The sequence below is a fragment of the Vibrio sp. J383 genome (assembly GCF_023503985.1).
Lineage (GTDB): Bacteria > Pseudomonadota > Gammaproteobacteria > Enterobacterales > Vibrionaceae > Vibrio > Vibrio splendidus.
Window position 1 is genome coordinate 910562 of the sequence record NZ_CP097293.1, and the last position, 25990, is coordinate 936551.

At 43.6% G+C, this 25990-nt stretch carries 22 protein-coding genes; 12 read left to right on the forward strand and 10 right to left on the reverse strand.

What is annotated here, in order from left to right; genetic code table 11:
* Window positions 1-43: 43 nt before the first annotated feature.
* Window positions 44-1555, reverse strand: coding sequence for an exopolyphosphatase (gene ppx, locus M4S28_RS04090; protein WP_249632346.1), 1512 nt, complete (start codon window positions 1553-1555; stop codon window positions 44-46).
* Window positions 1546-3642 carry a polyphosphate kinase 1 gene (ppk1, locus tag M4S28_RS04095; RefSeq protein ID WP_249632347.1) on the reverse strand — a complete coding sequence of 699 codons (2097 nt, stop codon included), beginning with the start codon at window positions 3640-3642 and terminating at the stop codon, window positions 1546-1548. The genes ppx and ppk1 overlap by 10 nt, the downstream gene beginning before the upstream one ends.
* A gap of 200 nt (window positions 3643-3842) precedes the next feature.
* Between ppk1 and M4S28_RS04100 the strand changes: the two genes are divergently transcribed.
* From M4S28_RS04100 to phoU, 4 genes are all read left to right on the forward strand, one after another.
* Entirely contained in the window at window positions 3843-6059 is a 2217-nt protein-coding gene (locus M4S28_RS04100) for an ABC transporter permease subunit (RefSeq protein ID WP_017087860.1), read from the forward strand.
* A 111-nt stretch (window positions 6060-6170) separates the two neighbouring features.
* Window positions 6171-7880 (forward strand): phosphate ABC transporter permease PstA, encoded by a 1710-nt coding sequence (gene pstA / locus M4S28_RS04105; RefSeq protein ID WP_249632701.1) that lies wholly within the window; start codon window positions 6171-6173, stop codon window positions 7878-7880.
* Window positions 7881-8699, forward strand: coding sequence for a phosphate ABC transporter ATP-binding protein PstB (gene pstB, locus M4S28_RS04110; protein ID WP_004735071.1), 819 nt, complete (start codon window positions 7881-7883; stop codon window positions 8697-8699).
* A gap of 74 nt (window positions 8700-8773) precedes the next feature.
* Entirely contained in the window at window positions 8774-9472 is a 699-nt protein-coding gene (gene phoU, locus M4S28_RS04115; protein ID WP_004735072.1) for a phosphate signaling complex protein PhoU, read from the forward strand.
* 9 nt (window positions 9473-9481) lie between these two features.
* Here the strand turns inward: phoU and M4S28_RS04120 are convergent, their stop codons facing one another.
* The 5 genes from M4S28_RS04120 to M4S28_RS04140 all read right to left on the reverse strand — a co-directional run bounded on the left by M4S28_RS04120 (window position 9482) and on the right by M4S28_RS04140 (window position 13503).
* On the reverse strand, window positions 9482-9973 hold the full coding sequence (locus tag M4S28_RS04120; protein WP_249632348.1) for a hypothetical protein: 492 nt from the start codon (window positions 9971-9973) through the stop codon (window positions 9482-9484).
* 149 nt (window positions 9974-10122) lie between these two features.
* On the reverse strand, window positions 10123-10674 hold the full coding sequence (locus M4S28_RS04125; RefSeq protein ID WP_004735074.1) for a porin family protein: 552 nt from the start codon (window positions 10672-10674) through the stop codon (window positions 10123-10125).
* A 128-nt stretch (window positions 10675-10802) separates the two neighbouring features.
* The gene (locus M4S28_RS04130) at window positions 10803-11732 is read right to left on the reverse strand and encodes a LysR family transcriptional regulator (protein WP_249632349.1); all 930 of its coding nucleotides are present in this window, start codon (window positions 11730-11732) and stop codon (window positions 10803-10805) included.
* Window positions 11733-11831: 99 nt separating this feature from the next.
* The gene (locus M4S28_RS04135) at window positions 11832-12575 is read right to left on the reverse strand and encodes a copper homeostasis protein CutC (protein WP_249632702.1); all 744 of its coding nucleotides are present in this window, start codon (window positions 12573-12575) and stop codon (window positions 11832-11834) included.
* Window positions 12576-12894: 319 nt separating this feature from the next.
* Window positions 12895-13503: a peroxiredoxin C gene (locus M4S28_RS04140; protein WP_004735077.1), complete on the reverse strand. Its 609-nt coding sequence runs from the start codon at window positions 13501-13503 to the stop codon at window positions 12895-12897.
* A gap of 209 nt (window positions 13504-13712) precedes the next feature.
* Here M4S28_RS04140 and M4S28_RS04145 point away from each other — a divergent pair, with 209 nt between their 5' ends.
* Entirely contained in the window at window positions 13713-14618 is a 906-nt protein-coding gene (locus M4S28_RS04145; RefSeq protein ID WP_017090958.1) for a hydrogen peroxide-inducible genes activator, read from the forward strand.
* A gap of 111 nt (window positions 14619-14729) precedes the next feature.
* Here M4S28_RS04145 and M4S28_RS04150 read toward each other — a convergent pair whose 3' ends face one another.
* Both M4S28_RS04150 and M4S28_RS04155 read right to left on the reverse strand, forming a co-directional pair.
* Window positions 14730-16670 carry a HAMP domain-containing methyl-accepting chemotaxis protein gene (locus tag M4S28_RS04150; RefSeq protein ID WP_102546101.1) on the reverse strand — a complete coding sequence of 647 codons (1941 nt, stop codon included), beginning with the start codon at window positions 16668-16670 and terminating at the stop codon, window positions 14730-14732.
* Window positions 16671-16947: 277 nt separating this feature from the next.
* On the reverse strand, window positions 16948-17406 hold the full coding sequence (locus M4S28_RS04155; RefSeq protein ID WP_102465801.1) for a CBS domain-containing protein: 459 nt from the start codon (window positions 17404-17406) through the stop codon (window positions 16948-16950).
* Between the two features lie 334 nt (window positions 17407-17740).
* Between M4S28_RS04155 and queA the strand changes: the two genes are divergently transcribed.
* The 5 genes from queA (at window position 17741) to secF (ending at window position 23403) form a co-directional block, all read left to right on the forward strand.
* Window positions 17741-18793 (forward strand): tRNA preQ1(34) S-adenosylmethionine ribosyltransferase-isomerase QueA, encoded by a 1053-nt coding sequence (gene queA / locus M4S28_RS04160; RefSeq protein WP_249632350.1) that lies wholly within the window; start codon window positions 17741-17743, stop codon window positions 18791-18793.
* A 194-nt stretch (window positions 18794-18987) separates the two neighbouring features.
* Complete coding sequence (gene tgt / locus M4S28_RS04165) at window positions 18988-20124, forward strand: tRNA guanosine(34) transglycosylase Tgt (RefSeq protein WP_004735086.1); 1137 nt, start codon at window positions 18988-18990, stop codon at window positions 20122-20124.
* Window positions 20125-20234: 110 nt separating this feature from the next.
* Entirely contained in the window at window positions 20235-20564 is a 330-nt protein-coding gene (yajC, locus tag M4S28_RS04170) for a preprotein translocase subunit YajC (protein ID WP_004735087.1), read from the forward strand.
* 20 nt (window positions 20565-20584) lie between these two features.
* Window positions 20585-22441, forward strand: a complete 1857-nt coding sequence (gene secD / locus M4S28_RS04175) for a protein translocase subunit SecD (RefSeq protein ID WP_076677791.1) — start codon at window positions 20585-20587, stop codon at window positions 22439-22441.
* A gap of 14 nt (window positions 22442-22455) precedes the next feature.
* Window positions 22456-23403, forward strand: a complete 948-nt coding sequence (gene secF, locus M4S28_RS04180; protein WP_249632351.1) for a protein translocase subunit SecF — start codon at window positions 22456-22458, stop codon at window positions 23401-23403.
* A 228-nt stretch (window positions 23404-23631) separates the two neighbouring features.
* On the opposite strand, the gene suhB is transcribed toward secF, so the two are convergent.
* Window positions 23632-24435, reverse strand: a complete 804-nt coding sequence (gene suhB / locus M4S28_RS04185; RefSeq protein WP_004735090.1) for an inositol-1-monophosphatase — start codon at window positions 24433-24435, stop codon at window positions 23632-23634.
* Window positions 24436-24616: 181 nt separating this feature from the next.
* Between suhB and trmJ the strand changes: the two genes are divergently transcribed.
* Together trmJ and iscR are read left to right on the forward strand one after the other, a co-directional pair.
* Entirely contained in the window at window positions 24617-25345 is a 729-nt protein-coding gene (gene trmJ, locus M4S28_RS04190; protein ID WP_102465221.1) for a tRNA (cytosine(32)/uridine(32)-2'-O)-methyltransferase TrmJ, read from the forward strand.
* A gap of 116 nt (window positions 25346-25461) precedes the next feature.
* Window positions 25462-25983 carry a Fe-S cluster assembly transcriptional regulator IscR gene (iscR, locus tag M4S28_RS04195; protein ID WP_017079865.1) on the forward strand — a complete coding sequence of 174 codons (522 nt, stop codon included), beginning with the start codon at window positions 25462-25464 and terminating at the stop codon, window positions 25981-25983.
* The last annotated feature ends 7 nt before the right edge of the window (window positions 25984-25990 follow it).

Here is a 25990-nt window from a genome sequence, read left to right on the forward strand (position 1 = left end):
AACAGCTTGCTAGCCGCAGGCTGTTTTTTATTTTGTCGGCGCATCATTCAAGCTTCAACGACCATCCAACATCTTGCCAGCGTCGTTGTTCTTCTTTGAGTTCATAATCAAGCAGTTGATTTTCAGCTAACCAGTCGATGGTATCTCCTTCTAAACACCAATTCTCATCTTGCTCAATGGTTAATTTTACATTCGGTATTGGCGATTGGTTTCGCTGTCGATTGAGCAGGATTGCTATCCTCAGTATTCGAATTAACAACGCTATCTGCCCTGTATTGAATAGCGTGAGATCCGGTAAGTCACTAAGCTTAATTACTTTTCTTTGATAGCGAACTAATGCTGAGATCAGACGCTGCTGCTCAGTATTGAAACCGGGCATAGTCGTATGTTTAAGCAGATAAGCTGAATGACGGTGATAGCCTTGGAATGCGATGCTTTGTCCCACTTCATGAAGCAATGCAGCCCATCCAATCAGATCATAAAGTTCATTATTTACCGCAGTACTCACCTGAGGTTGAGCTTGTTTCAGTAATGAAAGGGCGAGTGCTGTGACTTTCTGGCCATGAACTACGTCAACATGGTATCGAGAGACAAGCGTTTCGGCGGTTCTTGTTCGAACATCAATATCTTTAAACCGATCTTCCATGTCATAAAGCACCCCTTCTCTTAAGGCACTATCGGAGAAATGCAATTCATTGATGTTTAGCATATCCATAGCTGCTGAAAGAATCGTGACGCCAGCGGCAAACACCGGCTTTCTTTCATCGCTTAAACCTGAAAGGTCTAATCCCTTAGATGATGGAAATTCACATAAGTGGTTCTTCAAATAGGATAGGCGTTGCGGCGTAATGAGACCATCGGTGAACCCTAAGCCAATGAGTACCTCTTTTATTGATTTGGCGGTACCTGATGAGCCAAAGGCAACTTCCCAAGAGATTTGTTTGTATTCTTCAATTAATGGCATCAACAAGCGAGTAGCTGAGACATAAGCATCGGAGAAGTGCTGTGATGTCAGCCCTCCATCGGCAAAGAAGCGCTGAGTAAAACTGACGCATCCCATCGGTAAGCTATGCATTATTTGGGGTATAAAGCCTTGTCCTGCGACTAATTCAGTACTCCCTCCACCTATATCAATAACTAATTTGGATTCGGAAGCGGCTTGAGTGTGCTCTACGCCGTTATAGATAATTCGAGCTTCTTCTTGACCTGAGATGATCTCTATTGGAAAAGGAAACAATGGTTTGGCTTGTTCTAAGAAGTCTTTGGTGTTTTTGGCCTTTCTCAAGGTATGAGTCGCGACGACTCTGACATCATCAAGTTCAAAATCCGCTAGTCGTTCTGCGAATACCTTGAGGCACTCCAATCCCCGCTCGATAGCGCTTTTGGATAAGAAGTTACGCTCATCCAACCCATCGCCTAACCTCACTTTCTGTTTATGTCTGCTGACTAATTGCAGGTGTTGGTCGAATACTCGGGCAACCACCATATGAAAGCTGTTCGAACCTAAATCGATAGCGGCAATACATCGAGAATGTTTGTTATCAATTAGCGGCATGATTTCTTCTCTTGTTTGTACTTCTTGCGAGCAAGTTTCTCCATACGTTTAATATAGTGGTAAGTGGAGAGTTGTGACGTCGGGTAATCAAGTGGGTTTGCTGGTGGTTGTATGTAAGGGTTGCTCATCGATTGCTCTAGCACTCGGGCTTTGTTGCTGTCATCGAAATGAAACTCGGTGATATCGATAATGGTTTGCTTGATCTTTGGATCTAAAATTGGGGCTGCAACTTCGATGCGATGATCAAAGTTTCGTGTCATCCAGTCGGCAGAGGAGATATAGACTTTTGGATTTCCAGCGTTACCAAAGATCATCACTCTTGGGTGTTCGAGAAAACGATCGACCACACTAACAATCTCAATCTGCTCACTGATGTTGGGGACTCCTGGTACGAGAGAGCACATACCACGAATGACCATTCTCACTTTTACATTGGCTTGGCTGGCCTGATAGAGCTTCTCAATGATCTCTCGGTCGACCAAATTGTTGAGTTTTAGAGTGATGCTTGCAGGCTTGTTCTCTATCGCGTTTTGTATTTCATTATCTATCAACTGATACAGGCGTTTCCTTGTATTCTTTGGTGACACAATCAGTTGTTTGAACTGTGATTTTTGATAAGGGTTTTCAATATACTTAAAGACTTGTCTCACCTCTTGGGTCAAATCTTCATTCGCAGTGAGCAGAGAAAAATCGGTATACACGCGCGCTGTTACTTCATGAAAGTTACCAGTGCCAATATGAGCGTAATGCGCCGTATGCTTGCCTTCTTTCCGTTTAATGAGCAGCAGCTTAGAGTGGATTTTCAAACTTGGGATGCCATGGATGACTTTTATACCGGCTTCTTGAAGTTTCTTGGTCCATTGAATATTGGCTTGTTCATCAAAGCGGGCTTGCAGCTCAACGACGACAGTTACTTTTTTACCATTGTGTGCCGCATCGATGATCGAGCTAAGGAGTTTTGAGCCTTCTGCAACACGGTAAACGTTTATTTTTATGGAGGTTACTTTCGGGTCAAAGGAAGCCTGCCTCACGAGTTCGGTAATGTGATTAAAGGTGTGATAAGGGTAATGCAACAAGATGTCACGAGCTTTGATCGCTTCGAAATAGTTTGGATGGTGGCTAAAATGTGCGCACTTAATCGCGGGAAGTGGGCGATTAACTAAATCACGTCGATTAAGGCTTGGGAATTCGCAGAAATGCTTGAAGTTATGATAGCGTCCACCCGCAATGACACTGTCATAGTCAGACAGCTTAAGTCTGACTTGTAAGAAGTGGAGCATTTCAACAGGCATTTCTGACTCATAGATAAGGCGTATCGGTAGTGCCGTCAAGCGCTGTTCTAAACCCAACGACATAGATTCTAGTAGACTATTTTCATTGCTCTCTTGAAGGTCATAATCGGCATCACGCGTCATTTTTACAGCAAAGCAACGCACGGAGTCATACTCAAAGAATCCTTTAAGCAAGTCATCTAAACAAAATCGAACTATATTATCTAATAAGATCAAAGTCGTACGCTGTGAACCCGAAGTGTCTGGTAACTTAACAAATCGAGGGAGAGCTTCAGATGGGATTTCGAGTAACACGTATTGAGAAGATGTCTCTTGCTCAATGTCGATCGCCAAGTAGCTTTGTTCATCTTTGATAATATTGAGTAACTGGCTATCTTCGTTCAAGAGAAACGGAGTTAAATGTGGCAGCACTTTTTTCTTAAAGTACTTTTTGATCCACTCACTTTGTTCTTCGCTGATTTGCTGTTCGTTGACCAAAAAAATACGATTGCGCGCCAGTTCCAACAATAGATCGTTATACAACTCATGGAATCGAGCATCGAGCTTACTTGCTTTACTCTGCATTTGAGTGAGTAGGGTTTTCTGCGAGTTGGCAGGTAATTGAGGATCTTGAAGTAAGATCTTTCGTTTCACGTCAGCAAATCGGACCTTGTAAAACTCATCGAGGTTTTTTGAGTAAATACCTAAAAAACGAACTCTTTCGATTAAGGGAACTGACTTGTCGGCTGCTTCTTGGAGCACTCTTTCGTTGAAGGATAACCAGCTAAGTTCTTTTGTGACATAGTCTTTTTCCATCGAGATGATAATCCTTGAGTGCTGTCTATAGAGCTGATTACTTTAATTTAGAATGACAAAATTCACAAAATCTATGATCTTACTTTAAGAAATATGGTCAACAAACTTGTTATTAGTTTCAGTTGTTTAACGTAACTTGTAATATAATTGTCATCTAACGTACATATTATGTCAGTAGCTAAAAAAAGGTAGATAAACAGATGGCTTCAGCCCAATTTTCATTGAAAGAGCGTGACAAAAAAAGATGGTTGAAAGATCGTCTCGTCCGTTTTTCAGTGACATGTGGTGCCGTCAGTGTTCTAGCTGCTCTGGTATTGATCTTTGTTTACTTGGCGATGGTCATTTTACCGGTGTTTTCTGATACTGGTTTAGAGACAGACCAAGCCGTAAAGACCGTTGCTGTAGAAAAGCCTATCGCCTTATCTGTTGATGAATACGGTCAGCATGCATTTACTATCGAAAAATCTGGCTTGGTGCAGTTTTGGGATTTAGAGTCTCAAAATACACACTCTTACTTTGAGCGAAATGTTTTAGCCAATCCTGTTGCCTTCTCTCGAAATACCCCATCAGAAAACTGGTTTGCCTTTGCCGATAGTGCAAGCAACCTTACTTTTTTCTATCCTGAGTATAGTGCGCCTGTGCTGCAAAAGGGCAGTGAAGCCGATCCTAAAATTGAGCAAATCGATCTCCCTGAACCATTTTTAAATGATGAATCGTCAAATGGGACGACAATCGAAAAATTCGCGTTCTCGAAGAATGGACGTGGTATCACGGTTGCCGCTCAGCTAAGTGACCAACGAGTCTTAGTGAAGTGGTACCAAAGTGATGTTACGGGTCAGTATGTTTTTCAGAAGAGCCAATGGTTATCGGATAAGTTGGGCTTGCAGCAACAGTTGTTAGTCACACCTGATGGCCAAACCTTATATCTCCGAGCCCAATCGGATTTAGTGGTTTTGAAGTTATCCGATAGCGGCTTCAATGTTCGTGAAGTGATTGATCTTAGCTTGAATGATGCGAAGCACTCGGTGAAAAGTATCGATTTACTGTCTGGAGCTTATTCACTGTTGGTTACGCATGAGGACGGACAGGTTTCTCAGTGGTTCGATGTACTCAAAGATGAAAAGCGTAGCCTGACCCATATTCGAGACTTCCAACTTGCTGAACAAGTGCAATTTATTTTGCCTGATACTTATAGAAAGGGTTTTTATAGCTTCTATAAGAACGGCACATTACAAAGCCACTATACGACCAGTGAAAAGCTGTCGCTGTTCGAGCGCGCATTTGATAAATCACCACAATTAGCGGCTATGTCTGCCAATGAACTGCATCTTGCGACGCTGATTGATGGCACCATCAGTGTGGCTAAGGTCGATAATGAATACCCGCAAATATCATTCTCATCGCTTTGGCAAAAAGTCTGGTATGAAAGCTACCCTGAGCCACAATATGTTTGGCAATCAACCTCGGCGAATGATGACTTTGAAGAGAAATTCAGTTTAGTACCCATTACGTTCGGTACCATTAAGGCCGCTCTGTTTGCGATGATGTTTGCCGTGCCGGTTGCTGTGCTCGGAGCCATTTACACCGCATACTTCATGTCTCCACGAATGCGAAGAGTGGTTAAGCCTTCGATAGAGCTGATGGAAGCGCTTCCAACCGTCATCATCGGATTCTTGGCTGGCCTTTGGTTTGCTCCAATTGTCGAAACGCATTTAACGGCTGTCTTTTCATTAATGGTGTTATTACCGTTGAGTACATTGTTGACGGGGTTTGTTTGGTTCTGCTTGCCGAAGATGGTGACGAGTCGTTTCTCTAACGGTTGGCATGCCCTAATATTGATCCCGGTACTGGTGATTACGGTGGTGGCTGTCTTTGCTGGTGGAAACAGCATTGAAGCCTTGTTGTTTGGTGGTGATATTCGAACTTTCTTAGCGAGTTATGGTATCGACTTTGACCAACGCAATGCGCTGGTAGTTGGTTTTGCTATGGGTTTTGCTGTCATCCCAACGATTTTCACTATCGCCGAAGACGCTATTTTCTCTGTGCCTAAACATTTATCCGATGGCTCATTAGCGTTGGGTGCGACGGCGTGGCAGACCCTTATTTATGTGGTGTTATTGACGGCTAGCCCAGGTATCTTTTCAGCGGTCATGATGGGACTAGGGAGAGCCGTTGGCGAAACTATGATTGTCTTGATGGCTACAGGTAACACACCAATTCTTGACTGGAATATTTTGGAAGGGATGAGGACGCTATCCGCAACGATTGCTGTCGAGCTACCAGAATCAGAGGTGGGTGGTTCTCACTTCCGCTTGCTGTTCTTAGCGGCACTCTTGCTGTTTATTTTCACGTTCGCGGTGAACTCAGTCGCAGAGTGGGTTAGACAAAGATTGAGAGATAAATATCGTGCGCTGTAGTTTTAAAGGTTCACCTCAATGTGTCTCAATGGCTTTTAGTTGTTTGGCTAGCGTATCTCGCGAACTTGGCTGTTTCTTGGTTTCAGCACGTCAACAGCAAGGTCGATCATGATGAACAAATTGAAGTCATTATTATCTTGGGTTAAATCGGGATCTCCGTGGATCTGGCTTACGGGCGGGGCGGTGAGCATCAGTATGCTTTCTGTTCTTGGTCTTATGTTGTTGATTGGCTGGAAGGGCTTAACCTATTTTTGGCCTGCTCCTTTGTATCAATGGCAAGTCGACTCCAAAGACTTATCGTTAGTGGTTGATCTGGACGAAACCGTATCAAAACAAGATGTATTGATTGGTCAGTTGTATGAACGTAAATACATCCCGATAGAGCAAGTGCCACAAGTACACGACCTGTTGTCGCCTCAAAATCTGTCGACGGGACTAATTCAGCGCTTAAGTATCAAAGTCGCCAACAGAGAACTGTACCCTGCGGACTTTGTTTCCATTCTGGATGTTAACTTACGTGAACCAACAACGCCGCTTGATTGGATTGTGATTGAACGAAGTCGAGGTGGTTATTTCTTTGGTAAGCCTGTGGGTTTTAAAACCGCTTCTGGCACCTTTGATTCGAACATAGACCAAAAGCTCGAACAAGGCTTGGCGTTCGCTGATACGTTACGTAAAGAAACGTCGCGTGTTGTGAACCAAGAAATCCGCAATATCAGTTGGCAATTGGAAAATCTGCGCTTAGAAAAACGTAAGCTTGAACTCAATGAGTCAGTGAGCGATGAATACCTTAAAACCTACACTCGAACTAAACTGGAACTAAATCGCCAGTTAGCGGAAGCTGAAGTAAAGCTTGAGCATCTTAGAACACAGCTCAATGTCGAAAGTTTGTTGGTGGAAGATATGACAGGAGAGCAGGTTGAAATTTCGCTCAGTCATATCTTGGATTATTGGTACCCGAATAATATGTCTTATCTTGAAAAGGTTGGGCATTGGGGCAAACAAGTTTGGAAGTTCTTATCAGAGAACCCACGAGACTCAAACTCTGAAGGTGGGGTGTTTCCTGCCATTTTCGGCACTGTGCTGCTGGTTATTCTCATGTCGATCGTAGTGATGCCACTTGGTGTAGTTGCTGCGATATATCTTCATGAATATGCAAGAAACAACGCACTAACACGTTTGATTCGTATTGCCGTGATTAACTTAGCGGGTGTACCGTCGATTGTGTATGGCGTATTTGGCTTAGGATTCTTTGTGTATACCATCGGTGGCTCAATCGATTCCTTGTTTTACGCAGAGCGATTACCCGCTCCGACATTTGGTACACCGGGCCTATTATGGTCTGCTCTGACCTTAGCGGTATTAACATTACCCGTTGTTATTGTAACTACGGAAGAGGGCTTAACGCGTATTCCTAGTTCGGTGAGGCACGGCTCATTAGCGCTTGGGGCTACTCAATTTGAGACGCTTTGGCGTATTGTTTTACCGATGGCAAGCCCTGCAATTATCACCGGTTTGATATTGGCAATCGCGAGAGCTGCGGGGGAAGTGGCCCCACTTATGCTGGTGGGTGTAGTGAAATTAGCATCAAGTTTGCCAGTGGATGGTCAGTTTCCATATCTACATTTAGAAAGAAAGTTCATGCATTTAGGCTTTCATATCTATGATGTTGGTTTTCAAACTTCTAATATCGAAGCAGCACGACCTTTAGTGTATGCGACTTCATTTTTACTGGTTACGGTGATTGTTGGCTTGAACTTAACCGCTATCAATATCCGTAATAACTTGCGTGAAAAATACCGAACCTTAGGACAAGATTAGATGTTCTCGATTAATGAAACCTTGGGTTACCAAGCACCACTTGATGTACACAACCTGAAGGATGAGCAAATCGCTATCTCGATTGAAGGGTTGAATCTTTATTATAAAGAGAGCCAAGCACTCGATGATATTTCAATGCAGATCCCTAAGGGGCAGGTGACCGCGTTTATCGGCCCGTCAGGGTGTGGTAAGTCGACTCTGCTGCGCTGTATTAATCGCATGAACGATCTTGTTGAAGGCTGTAAGGTTTCCGGGAAAGTGAAGCTTCATGGCAAGAACGTGTATCACCCTAAAGTGGATGTTGCGACCTTAAGACGCCGTGTCGGCATGGTATTTCAGCGACCGAACCCTTTTCCTAAATCTATCTATGAGAATGTGGTTTATGGTTTGAGGCTACAAGGCGTGAGCAACAGTCGAGACCTTGATGATGCGGTTGAGCGCTCTCTGCGTGCAGCTGCGTTATGGGATGAAGTGAAAGACCGTTTGCATGAGAACGCCTTTGGTTTGTCGGGTGGTCAACAGCAGCGTTTGGTTATCGCTCGTGCGGTTGCTATCGAACCTGAAGTGCTTTTATTAGATGAGCCGACCTCGGCACTCGATCCGATTTCTACTTTGACGATTGAAGAGTTGATCAATGAACTGAAGACCCAATACACCGTGGTTATTGTTACTCATAACATGCAACAAGCGGCGCGTGTGAGTGACCATACTGCCTTTATTCATATGGGCAAATTGATCGAGTACTCAGATACGGACTCAATTTTTACGTCTCCATTGAAAAATCAAACGGAAGACTACATTACTGGTAGATATGGCTAACCTCTACAGAGGCGTCATCTAGAGCTAAGTCACTCTACAAAAACGGCTTTATTCATTTATTTTAAGGAGCTGACATGCATTTTGGTCGCCACATCTCAGGACAGTTTAATGTCGAATTAGAATCTATCCGTACACACGTATTAACCATGGGTGGATTGGTAGAGCAGCAGTTGTCCTTTGCGATGCAAGCTCTGCATAAAGATGACGCGGAACTGGCCAAGAAAGTGATTCGTGATGACCACAAAGTGAATGCGATGGAAGTTTCAATCGATGAAGCATGTACTCGTATTATTGCGAAGCGTCAGCCGACCGCAAAAGATCTGCGTTTGATTATGGCGATCATCAAAACCATTACCGACTTAGAACGTATTGGCGATGTTGCCTCTAAAATTGCTCAAGGCGCGATCGAGATCCCTTCGACCAAAGAGCAAAAATTTCATGTCTCATTAGAGCCTCTTTGTCGTCAGGCAATCACCATGCTTCACCAAGTATTAGATGCGTTTGCTCGTATGGATGTCGATGCTGCGGCAGAAGTTCATAAACTTGATGATAAGTTGGATGCGGAATACGAGGCAGTCATTCGTCAGTTAATGACGTATATGATGGAAGATCCTAAGAACATCCCAAATATTTTACAGGTTATGTGGTCAGCTCGTGCGATTGAGCGAGTGGGAGACCGTTGCCAAAATATCTGCGAATACATTATTTACTTTGTGAAGGGTAAAGATGTACGTCACCTAGGCGATCAAAGCCTTGATGACGCACTGAAGTAGGTCGAGCCTTTAAAAGCTAATAATGGCACCAAGGTTGAAATTGACCGTCGTGTCGTAAGGCACAAAGGTTTTATTGTGATCAAAAATATTCATATCAACACCTGCACGTAGTCCAAGCATTGGTGTCGCTTGGTACACGTAGGCGCCGCCTAGGCTTAAACCATGTGCTGTCTTCTCTTCAACTTCGCCTGAGCGCGTTTTTGTACCGTCATAGCTTGCCACACCAATTTCAGCCTGAAAGCCGTGGTTTTGGTTTCTTCCAAACATGTTCTGGATACCAACGCGATACGCATCAACCGTTTCATCATATCGATCGCTGTCATACCAAATATGAGAGTAGCTTAGGTAAACGGCACCTAAACTGGCCACATCAGTAATACCCGCCTGAACTCCAAAGCCATGATAAGAGCCAATCTTTAGTCCTGGGGATAAATGAAGAGCACTTGCTGAAACGGAAGTGGAGAGGACAGAAAGTAAAAGCAGGGAAGTTTTTATCTTCATAAAAATACCTAAAGCAATTAGCCGTCCGTGGCTGCAATGAATTTTGATTCGAGAATTGTTCAAAAGTGAGTCAACTTTGATGAGGTGTTAAAACCCAGCAATTGACTGATCGCAAAAAAAACAGTTTAGACACTGGCTTTTTCAATCTATTAGAAGCGGTAACCGACAGTCCATGAGAATGTTTCGTAATCTACGTCATCGTAGCTCGCGAATTCAAAGCGCATGTCAGTGTATAGGTGTGGTCCGAATTCAGCACGACCACCTAGGCCAACAACAAAGCTGGTATCGTTGTATGATTCAGTCCACTTCTTGTCTAGGATGCTAATTGAATTATCTTCACTTTGACGAGCTAGGCCCAGAACACCATAAGGTTTCAAAGAGAAGCCATCTAATTCAAATTTATAACCGATATCAGCATCAACTTGGAATTTGTAACCATCGATCTCGGCTTTTATACCTTCAACGTTTTCGTCGTCACTATTCGTTGCGTAAGAAACATTGATACCTACGATACGGTTAAATTCATAACCATATTCAAGTTTGATACCGTTACCCCAATCAACTGTGTCATCGGTTAGCCAATCGTCTACCTGAGTTTGGTTGTAACCAATACCCACACGGTGTTGGCTGTCAAAGTTGTTTGCAAGAACTGGAACAGAAAGTAGTGAAGCTGAAATTAGGGTAGTAAGTGCAATTTTCATATTAGTCTCTATTTAGGGTTAACTTAACTGCACGATCCTTCGTAGTTCAGTATCCGTTTTGATAGGGCTAATATTAAACAGTGTTTTATTTTTCGGCTAAGTAGATATTGGTATCTCTATAATAAGCATTACTTATTAACCTGAGTTGATAGTGCTTTTTGTATTAACTCAAATAGCCAATTGGTAATAGGGGAGTTTCTGTTTTTAGTATGTAAATGGCAGTAAACAGGAGTTTTGGAAGGCTCGCCATCTATCACAACATCGATTCCGCGTAGGGTTGGGTAATTATCAACGAGGAAAAGATTCGAATGTGGCATGTACATATCTGTGTGTTGAATGACATCAATGACCGCCATAATTAGCTCACTACGGAAACCAACATTATGTTCAACGGAGAGATCAGTTAGGATATCCGATGCCAAACTATGGTTGTCGTTCCAACCGGGTGTGACTAGTGAAGCGATATCGTAGCCTGCCACATCGTAAGGTGTAACGATTTCTTGCTTTAAAGGGTGGTCTTTTCTTACAAAAATACGCCCTGTTAGTTCAATTAACTTTTTCGTATAAACTTCTTTACTCGTTTTACTGCCAAGGTAACTGATCCCCATCAACACCTCACCTTTCTGAATGTCAGAAACAGAAGCATTGGTCCAAGAGACTAATTCTAGATTCGCATTCGGTGCTTGCTCTCTTATCATTTTAAATAAAGAACCAGATAAACAAGATAGCACGATAGGTGATAGCGCTATTTTGAGTGTGTAATCGATCTCTTTTGGATCAAAAGTGTTTGATGTATTGATCGCGACAGATAGACCGTCCATGAACGGCTTTATTTCATTGGTGAGTTGTTCTGAGAAAGCGGTAGGCTGCAAACCTCCATGAACTTTAACGAAAAGGTCATCGTTGAAGTGGTGTCTTAGCTTTTGCAGGGCTTGGCTAACCGCTGGCTGAGAAACGAATAAACGCTCCGCAGCCTTTCTGGTGTTTTGTTCTTGATAAACAATCAGAAATGTTCGTAACAGGTTTAAGTCAAGAGAGCTGAATAAGTCTTTAGCCATGTCTATCCATGAAAATTTTCTGCGCTATTTAATCTAATATACGTCAGTCAGTTAGATTAGTCAGCGAGGTTCTCTGGATTTGTGTTAGCGACTATTGCCCTAAGCGATGAGAGCGGCTCTCACACTGGATATCTTGCTAGCATCAGTTACTGGTATCTGATAGTCATCAATATCATCACTGCCCATTTGAGCGCTTGAGTTGCTTTCCATTAGGCTCGGTCTTGTCGATTTACCTGAAAGGTGAAGTGCAGGTACTTGGGTGGTGCTTTGAATCATCTTAGCATTCGTTGCATTGACGCCAGCTCCAGCCATGATATCGATTCTGCCATCGGCTTGTTTGACCATATCTGCGAGCACATTGATGCCTTGCTCAGCATTAACAGCAAGCCCTGATGTTAGGATTCTTTCACATCCAAGTGTGATGACCTGTTCTAATGCTGTTTGGTAATCAGAGCTTTTATCAATAGCTCTATGAAACGTCATTCCAAGCTTCAATGAGTGCGCTTTGTCAGCCAGTTGCTGCATTTTTGGCATATCAATACTTCCGTTCGACGCTAACACACCAAGTACGACCCCATCCAAGCCTGCACTTGCACAAGCTTCAATATCTTCAAGCATACAGAGCATATCGTCATTATCGAAAATGAAGTCGCCTTGTCTTGGTCGTATCATCGCGTAGACAGGAACAGACGAAATTTTTGCGGCTTGCTTCATCATTCCGAAGCTTGGAGTTAACCCGCCAAGTGCCAATGAAGAGCAAAGCTCAATTCGATTCGCGCCACCAGATAGTGCGTTATGTAGAGATTCTAAGTTATCGATACAGACTTCAATTTCGGTGTTCATCATGTTTATCCGTTCAAAAAGATACTGATGAAATCATAGCAATCTAGATACGGATATGAATAGGTGGTCGCAGAGGAAAATAGGGGTAAAGTTTGTTTTTGTAATTACCTCTATTAAATGTTGCAGAGGGAGCTTTGGGGAAATGAAAGGCCGTCGAATAGATATGAAAAAAGCCCGAAGCGTTAACTTCGGGCTTTTAATAGGACTTTACTTCTTAACTGATTGGCGGTGCGCTTTGCGCTATTAGCTTATGCTTTATTTCTCTTTATAGAGAGTCTTCCAACCATTAACCTGAGTTGAGTTCAGGCTTAAGAGGTAATTACTTGCTTAGGTCGTCAGCGTGCTCAGATAGGAACGCAGCAACACCTGTTGGTGATGCGTCCATACCTGCTTTGCCTTCTTCCCATTGTGCAGGACAAACTTCACCGTTCTTCTCGTGGAAGTTTAGTGCGTCTACCATGCGTAGCATTTCGTCGATGTTACGACCTAGTGGAAGATCGTTAACTACTTGGTGACGTACAAGGCCGTCAGCGTCGATTAGGAAAGAACCACGGAAAGCAACGCCTGCTTCTGGGTGCTCAACATCGTATGCTTTGCAGATCTCGTGCTTAACGTCAGCAATTAGAGGGTACTTAACTTGACCGATACCGCCATCAGCGATAGCAGTGTTACGCCATGCGTTGTGAGAGAATTGAGAATCGATTGAAACACCGATTACTTCAACGCCTTTAGCTTGGAAATCTTCTAGACGGTTGTCGAAAGCGATTAGCTCTGAAGGACAAACGAAAGTGAAGTCTAGTGGGTAGAAGAAAACTACAGCTTTCTTACCTTTAGTGAATTCTGCGAAGTTGAAGTTATCAACGATCTCACCGTTACCTAGAACAGCTGCTGCAGTAAAGTCAGGGGCTTGACGACCTACTAGTACCATTTGGAATCTCCTAAAAAATTAGTTGGCCCAACACATCTTTGTTTGGGCTCCGTTTCTACGGGACAAACTATAGTACAATCGGTACTATAGAAAAAAGCGAATTAAATAGATTAAGTTAATCGAAAAAAGCGATGAGCTTAATCTTTGCCCAGTCCTTAGGTCTGCTGACCTTTACTTAACTTATCCTACTCATATTACAAAGTAATTTCATGAATAAATGGCCAAGTCTTAAGCAGCTTCACTATCTTGTTACTCTTCACGAAACTCGTCACTTTAGTGATGCAGCTGATCGTTGTTTCGTGAGTCAATCCACGCTAAGTAAAGGCATTCAAAATCTTGAAGAGCTGATTGGTTGTCCTCTTTATGAGAAGAAAGATAAAAAGAGCCCACTCGTTTTCACTCAAGCGGGTGAGCTGGTGGTCAAGCATGGTCGAGAGTTGTTGGCGAAGGGGCAAGACTTGGTTGAACTCGGAAACCTATGTAATGGGGATGCGATGCAAGGGCAGTTGCGAGTAGGGTGTATTCCTACCATTGCGCCATTCCTTCTGTGTGATTTGGTTCAAGAAGCCAATCATCGTTTCCCACAATTGAACTTACTGTTACGTGAAGATACGACGACCAACTTATTGGCAGCATTACGTCACGGTGAGTTAGATGTGTTGATTCTGGCTCTGCCTGTCGATATCGACAACATGGAGAGTAAAGTTGTCGGGCAAGACCCGTTCAGAATGGTGATCAGTCGTAATCAAGCTGATGGCATTCGTGTCCCGATTAAATACGATGACCTGCCAGACGAGTCTGTATTTCTGTTGGAGAACGAACACTGCTTAACCGAGCATGCGGTATCAGCTTGTAAGTTAACAGACAAAGAGAAGATCAACCCGTTCACCGCCACAAGCCTACATACATTGGTTCAAATGGTGGCCAATGGTTTAGGAACCACCTTTATTCCGCAGATGGCCATCGACCATGGTTTACTGGAAAATCAAAACCTAGTGGTTATTGATCCTCCTGGCCAGCAAGCGTACCGAGATATCGGCCTTGTATGGCGACCAAGCTCATCACGCCGTGAAACCTTCCATCAACTAGCCGATGTGGTTTCTGAGTTGTTATAAAAAACCTAGAACATCAAAACAAAAAGAGCGGCCATTTTAGCCGCTCTTTTTGTCTGTTCATTTGAGAAGAAAAACGCCACAAACTGTGGCGTTGGAAATTTATCTACAGCGTTAGATTTTGAAAAAGCTCAGTAAGTCTTTTTGTTTCACTGCTAATGAAGATAGCTCTTCACTCGCTTGCTTGCTTTGTTCAATTCCTGAGACATTTTGGTGAACGATATCAAAGGTCAAAGAAACATTTTGTGAAATGTCTTGTGTGACTCCAGATTGTTCTTCAGATGCTGTTGCTACTTGTGTGTTCATATCTGAAATCAAGCCAACAGACTCCGTAATTGATGCAAATGCCGTTCTAAGCTGCTCACTATAATTACGAGATTCGACGGCTAGGGAAAGGTTAGATTGCATGAACTGGTTGGCATCTTTCGCTTGCGCTTGAAGTCGAGAGATTATCTCTTGAATGTCGACAGTTGATTGCTGTGTTTTAGCGGCCAGAGAACGAACTTCATCAGCAACGACAGCAAAGCCTCGCCCTTGCTCACCAGCTCTAGCGGCCTCAATGGCGGCGTTGAGTGCTAACAAGTTAGTTTGCTCGGAGATGGAGTTGATCACTTCAATAACCGTGCCGATCTCTACCGAGTACTCTTGTAGTTGATTGACGATATTTGATGTCTCTTCGATTGAATCTTCAACCTTGCGAGATATATCATCTGAGGCATCGAGTGAAACCCCTCCTTCTTTGACATTGGAAGTTGCACCAGTTGCTGCGTTCTCAGCACTAGCTGCATTATGGCTAACCTCATTCGCCGTACTAGAAAGCTCATTGATGGCCGTTGCGATTTGCTCCATTTGACTCAGTTCTTGTTGAGCGTTCCCTTCTGTTTGACTCATCACGGCCGTTAGCTCGACTGAAGCCGCTGAAACATTATCTGAAATTTGATGGAAGCCATCGATGATACGGCGTAGTTCTTGGCGCATCTCTAAAATGTTTGCGTATATACCCGTTTCTTTACCTGTAATTGGAATCTGCTTTGAAAGGTCACCGGAAGCGACTTCTTCTACAATCGCTTGAATGTCGCTAGGCTCTCCCCCTACAACTTTCCAGACGCTACGGTAAATCGAAATTGCAATACCAAGGGCAATGGCGATAACAACGATTGAAAGCGCTCCCAAGATAAATTGAGCATTTGAAAATCGCTCAACCATGCTTGGACCAACAGAGTCTTGTTTTGACTTGGTAGACAGTTTTATTTCTTCAATTGTTTTTGCTGCATTGCTACCAGCAATATCAAGGGTCCCAGAAACGATACTGTTTCGTTCATTTATTGTGTTAACGACTTTTGAAAATGTAGTGCTATAGGTTTTAAAGGCGTTATTGAAATCAGTTAAATACTGAATTTGCTGTGTTGACATTAACTGAGACTCAATGGTTTCTGCGAGTAATTCAGCTGACGCAAACTCTTTTTCAGCTCGTTGAGCATCTTCTGTTTTGTTACTAGTCAGAAATTTAGAAGCATACAGTCGAGATAACAATACATGTTGCTGAAGTTGTCCTGAACTGACAGCAACCTCTAAATCTTCCTCAGTAGAAGCTTGGTTCATCAGGTTAGTTACTGCTTTTCGCATGTTTAAACCTGATGGGTCTAAATCTTCTTTGACTAAGTTGTTCCTAGTGTTTACCAGTTGAACAACTTTTTTGAATCCTTGGCTGTATTGCTTAAGCTGCTTCTCTATCGCTAAAAATTCATTTTTATGTAGGTCGTCAATATGAGAGTCCAACACACCTTCGATCAATTGAATTGATGTCGTGATACGTTTATCTAGCTCTGACGCATGAGATGGAACAGGGTTCTTTATGTATTTTAACGCAGATAAACGGGCTTCCAGTATGTTGGCTTGGATTCGTCCAGTGGATACACTCGTGAGTGCGAGAGATCGGTAGGTATTAAATCCATCACTAGATTGATAAAAGCGCAATGAAGCTACAACTGAAATAACCAAAATTAGCGCAAGAATTACGCCAAAACCCAAGGACAGCAATTTCTTTAAACTCATAAGTATCATTCCTAGAAAGGCAGTTTGTTTTTATTGTTAACAAATTTTTACATTATCCAAACGATAGATATATCAATAAATCGAATTAGATCCTTACATTCTCATATGTAAGAACGATAAGTCAGTTAGGTTTGCTGAGGTGATCGATTTTTGGAACTGGTCTCTAATAAGGCATGACGTGTTGAATTAATTACACAATGAATATGTGAGAATTGAGACACGTGAAGAGCCTTGGATTTAAAGGCTCTCAAGATTGTAGTTAGCAGAATAAAGCGAGTTAACTTTTTATTTCTTCAGGTTCGACTTCTTCAGGTTCTACCTCTTCTTGTAGCTCAAGTAAGTTGATCGCTATCGTGACGAAATCACTGTCAGTGATAATGCCCACTAATTCATGATTTTCTACGACAGGTAAACAGCCCACTTTGTGTTTCTGCATATAAATAGCCGACTCTTTTAATCCAGCTCGTGGCTCTACCGACATAACACTTTTGTGCATGATGTCATTAAGTGGTGTAGCAAGAGTAAATGATTGAGCTTGTGGTATGTTTTGTAGGCTAGATTCTTGAGCGGCAAGAACGTCTCGTTGTGTGACAACGCCTAATAAATTTCTGTCGGCATCAACCACTGGAATGTGGCGGATATCAAGCGCTTCCATCATGTGCTTAGCATCGGCCAGTGAATGTGAGCGCAATAGAGTATGAGGGTTGCGAGTCATCATATCTTCAACCTTGATCATACGAACCTCCTTATTTTTTATTTGTTGCTATTACTATAGTTTTTTATCTAAAACATAACTGAGAGCTAACGCATTTTTGGGCGAGTTTTATGCAACTAATTATCGAAATTAAAGAGTCTAATCGGTAGCATTATTTTACGCCTCTTTACAATAATCCGTTGTCGTAAACCTTGCTATTGCGGCTCGTGTGCCTATACTAGCCCACTGCGAAATTTTTAGTCGCGCCAGTGATCTGCTTACGGTAGCTGTTTCCTTGCTGTAACGGTTTATTAGTGGCTGCGATTTTTGATTCGTCAACGACACAAATCTCATCAACTAAGACAAGACTAGACACATGCAAGTTTCAGATTTTCACTTTGACCTACCAGATGAACTCATTGCTCGTTACCCTCAAGAGGAGCGCACAGCAAGCCGCCTGCTTAAATTAGATGGCAACAGCGGCAACCTAGCTGATGGTTCGTTTAAAGACGTTTTAGACTTGGTTGAGCCAGGCGATCTTGTCGTTTTCAATAACACTCGAGTTATTCCTGCTCGTGTATTCGGTCGCAAGGCATCAGGCGGTAAGCTTGAAGTGCTAGTGGAGCGAATGCTCGATGAGAAAAGTATTCTGGCGCATGTTCGTTGTTCTAAATCACCTAAGCCGGGCACTAAGCTATTCCTTGGTGAAAATGATGAATATGAAGCTGAAATGGTGGCGCGTCATGATGCGTTATTTGAAATCCATTTCACCTCCGATCAAAGCGTTCTAGAGATTCTTAACAGTGTGGGTCACATGCCACTGCCTCCTTACATCGATCGTCCTGATGAAGATGCAGATAAAGAGCGTTACCAGACAGTCTATAATGAGAAACCGGGTGCCGTTGCTGCGCCAACTGCGGGTCTTCACTTTGATGACAAGCTGATGGCTGACATGAAGGCAAAAGGTGTCGAGTTTGCTTATGTGACACTTCACGTAGGTGCGGGCACATTCCAACCGGTAAAAGTAGATAATATCAATGATCACCATATGCATGCTGAGTACGTTGAAGTACCGCAAGAAGTAGTTGATGCCGTTGCAGCCGCGAAAGCGCGTGGCGGACGTATTATTGCCGTTGGGACCACCTCTGTACGTTCATTAGAAAGTGCGGCTCAAGATGCATTGAAGAATGGCACTGAGTTAGTTCCTTTCTTTGGTGATACTGAGATCTTCATCTTCCCTGGTTATGAATACCAGTTGGTGGACTGCTTGATTACCAATTTCCACTTACCAGAATCAACACTGATCATGTTGGTGAGTGCATTTGCTGGCTATGACAATGTGATGGGCGCATACGATCACGCAGTGAAGAGCGAATACCGTTTCTTCAGCTACGGTGATGCGATGTTCATCAACAAGAAAACCAGTTAATTTAAACTGGTTATAAACGATATAAGCAGAATTTACGGGTGCTAGCAGTAAGCTAGGAGTCGGGCAGGGTGTCTGTCTAATCTCTCGCAAGGAATACGCGACCGCTCCTCATAGAACTTGCTAGATTGAACTTATGTTTAGCTTAAGGTTCTGAATTATCAGTCAGATTGTTTCTCTGGCATATTGGAGGCTTCGTGAAATTAAAATACGAACTTAAAAAAACAAACAGCGGCGCACGTCGTGGTCAACTTCAGTTTGAACGTGGTAGCGTTGAAACACCAGCATTCATGCCAGTAGGTACTTACGGTACGGTTAAAGGCATGACTCCTGAAGAAGTGAAAGACACCGGTGCTGAAATCCTGCTAGGCAACACGTTCCACCTGTGGTTACGTCCTGGTCAAGAAATCATGAAACTGCACGGAGACTTGCACGATTTCATGAACTGGAAAGGACCTATCTTGACTGATTCAGGCGGTTTCCAAGTATTCAGCCTAGGTGCGACGCGTAAAATCACTGAAGAGGGTGTTCACTTCCGTAACCCTGTAAACGGTGACAAGATCTTCATGGACGCTGAAAAGTCGATGGAAATCCAAAAGGATCTAGGTTCAGACATCGTAATGATCTTTGACGAATGTACGCCTTACCCTGCGACGCATAAAGAAGCTAAAGACTCAATGGAGATGTCTCTTCGTTGGGCTCAGCGTTCACGCAATCACTTTGACAAGCAAGAAAACCCGAACTCACTATTCGGTATCGTTCAAGGTGGCGTATACGAAGACCTTCGTGACGTATCCGTTAAAGGCCTAACAGAAATTGGTTTTGACGGTTACGCTGTTGGCGGCCTAGCAGTAGGCGAACCAAAAGAAGACATGCACCGTATTCTTGAGCACACATGCCCTCAACTACCTGAAGATAAACCACGTTACCTAATGGGCGTAGGCAAACCTGAAGATTTGGTTGAAGGTGTTCGTCGCGGTATCGACATGTTTGACTGTGTAATGCCAACGCGAAATGCACGTAACGGCCACCTGTTTGTCACTGAAGGTGTGATCAAGATCCGTAATGCGAAGCATAAAACAGATACAACGCCACTAGATTCAGATTGTGACTGTTACACTTGTAAGAACTACAGCAAGTCGTACTTGCACCATTTGGATCGTTGTAATGAAATCCTAGGTGCTCGACTGAACACGATTCATAACTTGCGTTTCTATCAACGAATTATGTCAGACATTCGTCAATCTATTGATGAAGACCGTTTTGAAGAGTTCGTTGCTGAGTTCTACGCAAGAATGGGGCGTGAAGTGCCACCGTTAGGTAAAGAATCTTAGTATTTCTTTTTTGCGAGCCCCATCTCTATTCCTAGAGATGGGGCTTGAAAATAAAGGGATACGACCCAATTAGACAAACAATTACCAAAATATAATAGAGGATGTTTTTAATGTTTATTTCTCAAGCTCACGCAGCAGTAGAAGGTGCACCAGCAGGCGGCGGTTTCGAAATGCTTATCATGCTAGGTATGTTCGCTGTGATCTTCTACTTCATGATCTACCGCCCACAAGCTAAGCGCGTAAAAGAGCATAAGAGCCTTATGTCTTCTATGGGCAAAGGCGATGAAGTTCTAACAAGCGGCGGTCTAATCGGTAAGATTACTAAGATTGCAGAAGACAGCGACTACGTTGCTATCGAGCTAAACGCAAACAACGAAGTCGTTATCAAGAAAGACTTCGTTACAGCAGTGCTACCAAAAGGTACTCTGAAATCACTATAAACAGCTAGAGGATCCTCGCTGTGCTAAACCGTTATCCGTTATGGAAGTATTTGATGGTGGTGTTTGCCATCGCTATCGCCGCGTTGTACGCACTTCCGAATATATACGGTGAAGATCCGGCAGTTCAAGTTACAGGGGCGCGTGGCGCCTCTGTAGATCTGTCTACGCTGGATGCTGTCACCGATGCTCTTGAAGCAGAGAACCTTTCTACTAAATCCGTTGCTCTAGAAAACGGTTCCATTCTTGTTCGCTTTAACGATACAGATACGCAAATTAGTGCCCGTGATATCATCACAGAAGCACTAGGTGATGACGTTATCGTTGCTTTAAACCTAGCGGCTTCAACTCCTGATTGGCTTGAATCTATTGGTGCTGCACCAATGAAACTGGGTCTTGATCTACGTGGTGGTGTTCACTTCTTAATGGAAGTGGATATGGATGCTGCGATGCAAAAGCTAGTTGGCCAACAAGAAGAAGCGTTCCGTAGCGAGCTTCGTGAAGAAAAAATTCGTTACCGTGCTATTCGCCCATCAGGTAAAGATGCCGTTGAAGTGATTCTACGTAACGAAGAGCAGCTTGCTGAAGCGAAATCGCTACTGCAATCTAAGCACCAAGATATGACGTTCGTAGATTCAGAATCTAATGGTCGTTTCTCTTTGGTTGCTCGTTTTACAGATGCTCGTCTTCAAGAAATCCGTAACTACGCAGTAGAGCAAAACATTACCATTCTACGTAACCGTGTTAACGAACTTGGTGTTGCTGAACCTTTGGTTCAACGTCAAGGTGCTAGCCGTATCGTAGTGGAATTGCCTGGTGTTCAAGACACGGCGCGCGCTAAAGAAATTCTTGGTGCAACGGCGACGCTTGAGTTCCGTGAAGTTGATAGTAGTGCTGACTTAGCCGCTGCCGCTTCTGGTCGTGCCCCTGCGGGTAGCGAAATCAAGCAGGACCGTGATGGTCGCCCTGTGGTACTTAAGAAGCGCGTTATTCTAGGCGGTTCAAGTATTACTGATGCAAGCTCAAGTGTTGATGAATATGGTCGTCCACAAGTTAACATCTCGCTAGATAGCGAAGGTGGTAGCAAGATGTCTACATTCTCTCGTCAGAATATCGGTAAGCTTATGGCTACGGTATTTGCAGAGTACAAAGACAGTGGTCGTAAAACACCAGAAGGTCGAGTGATCTTAAGTAAGCACGAAGAAGTGATCAACCAAGCGACGATTCAATCTGCGCTTGGCCGTAACTTCCGTATTACGGGTATCGACTCAACGGCTGAAGCTCATAACTTGGCACTTTTACTACGTGCTGGTGCATTGATTGCACCTATCTCGATTGTAGAAGAACGTACGATTGGTCCATCTATGGGTCAACAAAACATCGATATGGGTATCATGGCGATGGTTTGGGGTATGGCTGCAGTAATGTTGTTTACTCTGCTTTACTACCGTACTTTCGGTTTGATTGCGAACGTTGCTCTTATGGCTAACTTGGTGTTGATTATCGGCGTTATGTCGATGATTCCGGGAGCTACTATGACTCTGCCAGGTATTGCCGGTATCGTATTGACGGTTGGTATGGCGGTTGATGCTAACGTACTTATCTTTGAGCGTATACGTGAAGAACTTCGAGATGGACGCAGTCCACAACAAGCGATTCACCAAGGTTATGCGAACGCATTTAGCACCATCGCCGATGCCAACATCACCACACTACTGACAGCAATCATTCTATTTGCTGTAGGTACAGGTGCAATTAAGGGCTTCGCGGTAACGCTGTCTATCGGTATCTTAACTTCAATGTTTACAGCTATTGTCGGAACACGTTGTATCGTGAACCTGATGTATGGTGGCAAACGCGTTAAGAAACTGTCGATCTAAGGCTAGGAATTAATATGTTTCAGATTCTAAAAGCAGAAAAAATGATCGACTTTATGCGTTGGTCAAAGGTTGCCTTTTTATTCTCTATCTTGATGATTGGTACCGCTATCTTTACTCTAACAACGAAATCGTTGAATTGGGGTCTAGATTTTACCGGCGGAACTCTGATTGAAGTGGGTTTTGAGGAGCCAGCAAACCTACCTGATATCCGTAGTGCACTAGAAGCGGAAGGTTTCGGTGATGCAACGGTACAGAACTTTGGTTCTGCGCGTGAGGTGATGGTTCGTTTACGTCCGCGTGATGGTGTTGCTGGCGAAACGCTTGGTAACCAGATCCTGTCTGCGATTAAAGATGGTACTGGTGAGCAAGTTGAGATGCGTCGTATCGAGTTCGTTGGTCCTAATGTAGGTGACGAGCTAACAGAAGCGGGCGGCCTTGCTATCCTTGTTTCTCTGATCTGTATCTTGATCTATGTGTCAGTGCGATTCGAATGGCGTTTGGCGGCAGGTGCGGTACTAGCACTGGCGCACGACGTTATCATCACTCTAGGTGTGTTCTCTCTAATGCAAATTGAGGTAGATCTTACTATCGTAGCAGCCTTGCTAACGGTAGTCGGTTACTCCCTCAACGATACCATAGTAGTATTTGACCGTATTCGTGAGAACTTCCGTAAGATGCGTAAAGGTGAAGCTCCTGAAGTACTGAACAGCTCAATCACACAAACATTGAGCCGTACACTGATTACTTCTGGTACAACGTTATTCGTAGTTATCGCGCTGTTCGCTCAGGGCGGTGCTATGATTCACGGCTTCGCGACTGCACTTCTATTGGGTATTACCGTTGGTACTTATTCTTCAATCTACGTTGCCTCTGCACTAGCTATGAAGTTGGGTATTGCGCGTGAACACCTAATGCCACCACAAGTGGATAAAGAAGGTGAAGAGTTTGACGAAATGCCTTAGGCCTTGGCTTAACAATTTTCGCTGAACCAAAAAAACCGCTAGGCAACTAGCGGTTTTTTTACGTCTGTATTCTGTCGATAAGCTCTACGCAACTTATTGGCGAATTGCGTTGTGCTCATCGCAACTAACCGCCATCTTGCTCGTATCGCAGATACAAAAAAGCCCCGCAATAGCGAGGCTTTGAAAATCTTCTGCTCTTAACTAAAGAGCATTAACGTAAGGTCTGAATTACTTCAGCATACCTTCGTTAGAGTTCTCACGAACGTGCTTAAGAATAGACTTAACACCACGTGCGCTTGAAGCAACAACATTACCAGACGTCATGTAATCAGTACCGCCAGCAAAGTCAGTCATGATAGCGCCAGCTTCACGAGCGATTAGGTCGCCAGCTGCTAGATCCCATGGCTTAAGGCCTAGTTCTAGGTAACCGTCAACACGGCCAGCCGCTAGGTAACATAGGTCAAGTGCTGGAGAGCCAGTACGACGGAAGTCCGCACAATCAACGAATAGACCAGAGATGATCTTCATGAAAGATTCAGAGTGTTGTTTTTGCTTGAATGGGAAACCAGTCGCTAGAACAGTACCTTGAAGGTCTTTAAGTTGAGTAACACGCATACGAGCGTTGTTAAGTTGAGCGCCAGAGCCACGTTGAGCTGTGAATAGCTCGTTTAGCATTGGGTCATAAACACAAGCAACTTCTGTACGACCGTTCATACGAACAGCAATAGATACAGAGAAGTGAGGGAAACCTTTTACAAAGTTGTTGGTGCCATCTAGTGGGTCAACGATCCATTGTACGTCAGAATCTTTACCTTCAGTTAGGCCTGACTCTTCAGAAATAATGCTGTGCTCTGGGTAAGATGATTTGATTGTCTCAATAATCATGTACTCAGCTTCTTGAGCAATGTTAGTAACGTAATCGTTGTTACCTTTTAGAGACGATTCGATCTTATCAGTTGTTTCTAGAGATTTAGCAATATGGTTGCCAGCTTTACGCGCAGCGCGTATCGCAATGTTTAGCATTGGATGCATATGGTTTTTCCCACAAGATGTTAAAGAACAATTTAAAGCGGCGGCGAGTATACCAAAGTTTCCCCAAAATGGAAGTGGTTATTTTTTGAACTCTTAGTTTCACATTCCGAGAAGGGTCTGACCATTTTACTTTGCTATGTGTTAATATCTCGCGATTATTTTTAAAGTGGTGTCATATAGCATGTTAGACAATGTAAAAGTCGTTCTGGTTGGTACGTCTCATTCAGGGAATATCGGATCAGCAGCTCGCGCAATGAAAGTGATGGGTTTGAGTCAATTAGTTCTTGTAGACCCTCAATGTGAAGTTGACGAGCAGACCTTAGCACTGGCTGCGGGTGCAGGTGACATCGCAGAAAACGCGACCATTGTGTCTACACTGGATGAAGCAGTAAAAGACTGTGGTTTGGTGGTCGGCTCAAGTGCTCGTTCAAGAACACTTGAATGGCCAATGCTTGAGCCTCGTGAGTGCGGACAAAAGTTTGCAATTGAAGGTCAAAAGCACCCAGTCGCATTAGTCTTTGGTCGTGAACGTACGGGGCTAACGAACGATGAGCTTCAGAAGTGTCATTTCCACGTATGTATCCCCGCTAACCCAGAGTACAGCTCATTAAATCTAGCGATGGCAGTACAGACACTGAGCTATGAAGTTCGCGTAGCACACCTTGATATGGTGGCTAGCCAGTACCAGCCGCAGCAACAAGATGACTACCCTCGTCACGAAGAACTAGAAATGTTCTATGAACACCTTGAAAAAGTGATCATTGATACCCAATTTATCTCTAAGGATAAGCCGGGTCAGGTGATGAACAAGCTACGTCGTTTATTCAGCCGAGCTCGTCCTGAACTGCAAGAGATCAATACTTTACGTGGTATTTTGACTTCAATTGAGAAGATCAAAAACGACAAATAAAATCCACCCTACTTGTAGGGATGAATACCTGACTAAAATAGTCAACTAAATACTTGACCAATTTAGTCGGGTATGGGAAGATTCCAACCACATAAACAATGTGGATACGGTGTGATATGAAACTTACATCTAAAGGAAGATATGCGGTAACAGCTATGCTAGATGTAGCACTGCATTCGCAAAAGAGCCCAGTTCCTCTGGCTGACATTTCAGAGCGACAAGGCATCTCGTTATCTTACTTAGAGCAACTATTTTCTAAGTTACGTAAGGCTGGCTTAGTTGCTAGTGTTCGTGGTCCTGGCGGTGGTTACCGTCTAGGTGCTGAAGCGAGCGACATCGCTGTCGGAACTGTGATTGCTGCAGTAGACGAATCAGTTGATGCAACTAAGTGTCACGGTCGAGCAGATTGCCAAGGTGGCAGTCGTTGTTTAACTCACACTTTATGGCGTGATTTAAGCTCCCGAATCAGCAGCTTCTTAAACGACATTACGCTCGGTGAGTTAATGAAAGATAACGAAGTTTTACAGATTTCTGATCGTCAAGATATCGATCTTGCGGTTAATAATGGTTTTGCACATAAAAATACGAGCACTACAACGATTAGTGCAGCACCTCACGGTGTTAATGCCCGCTCTTAGCGGTCAG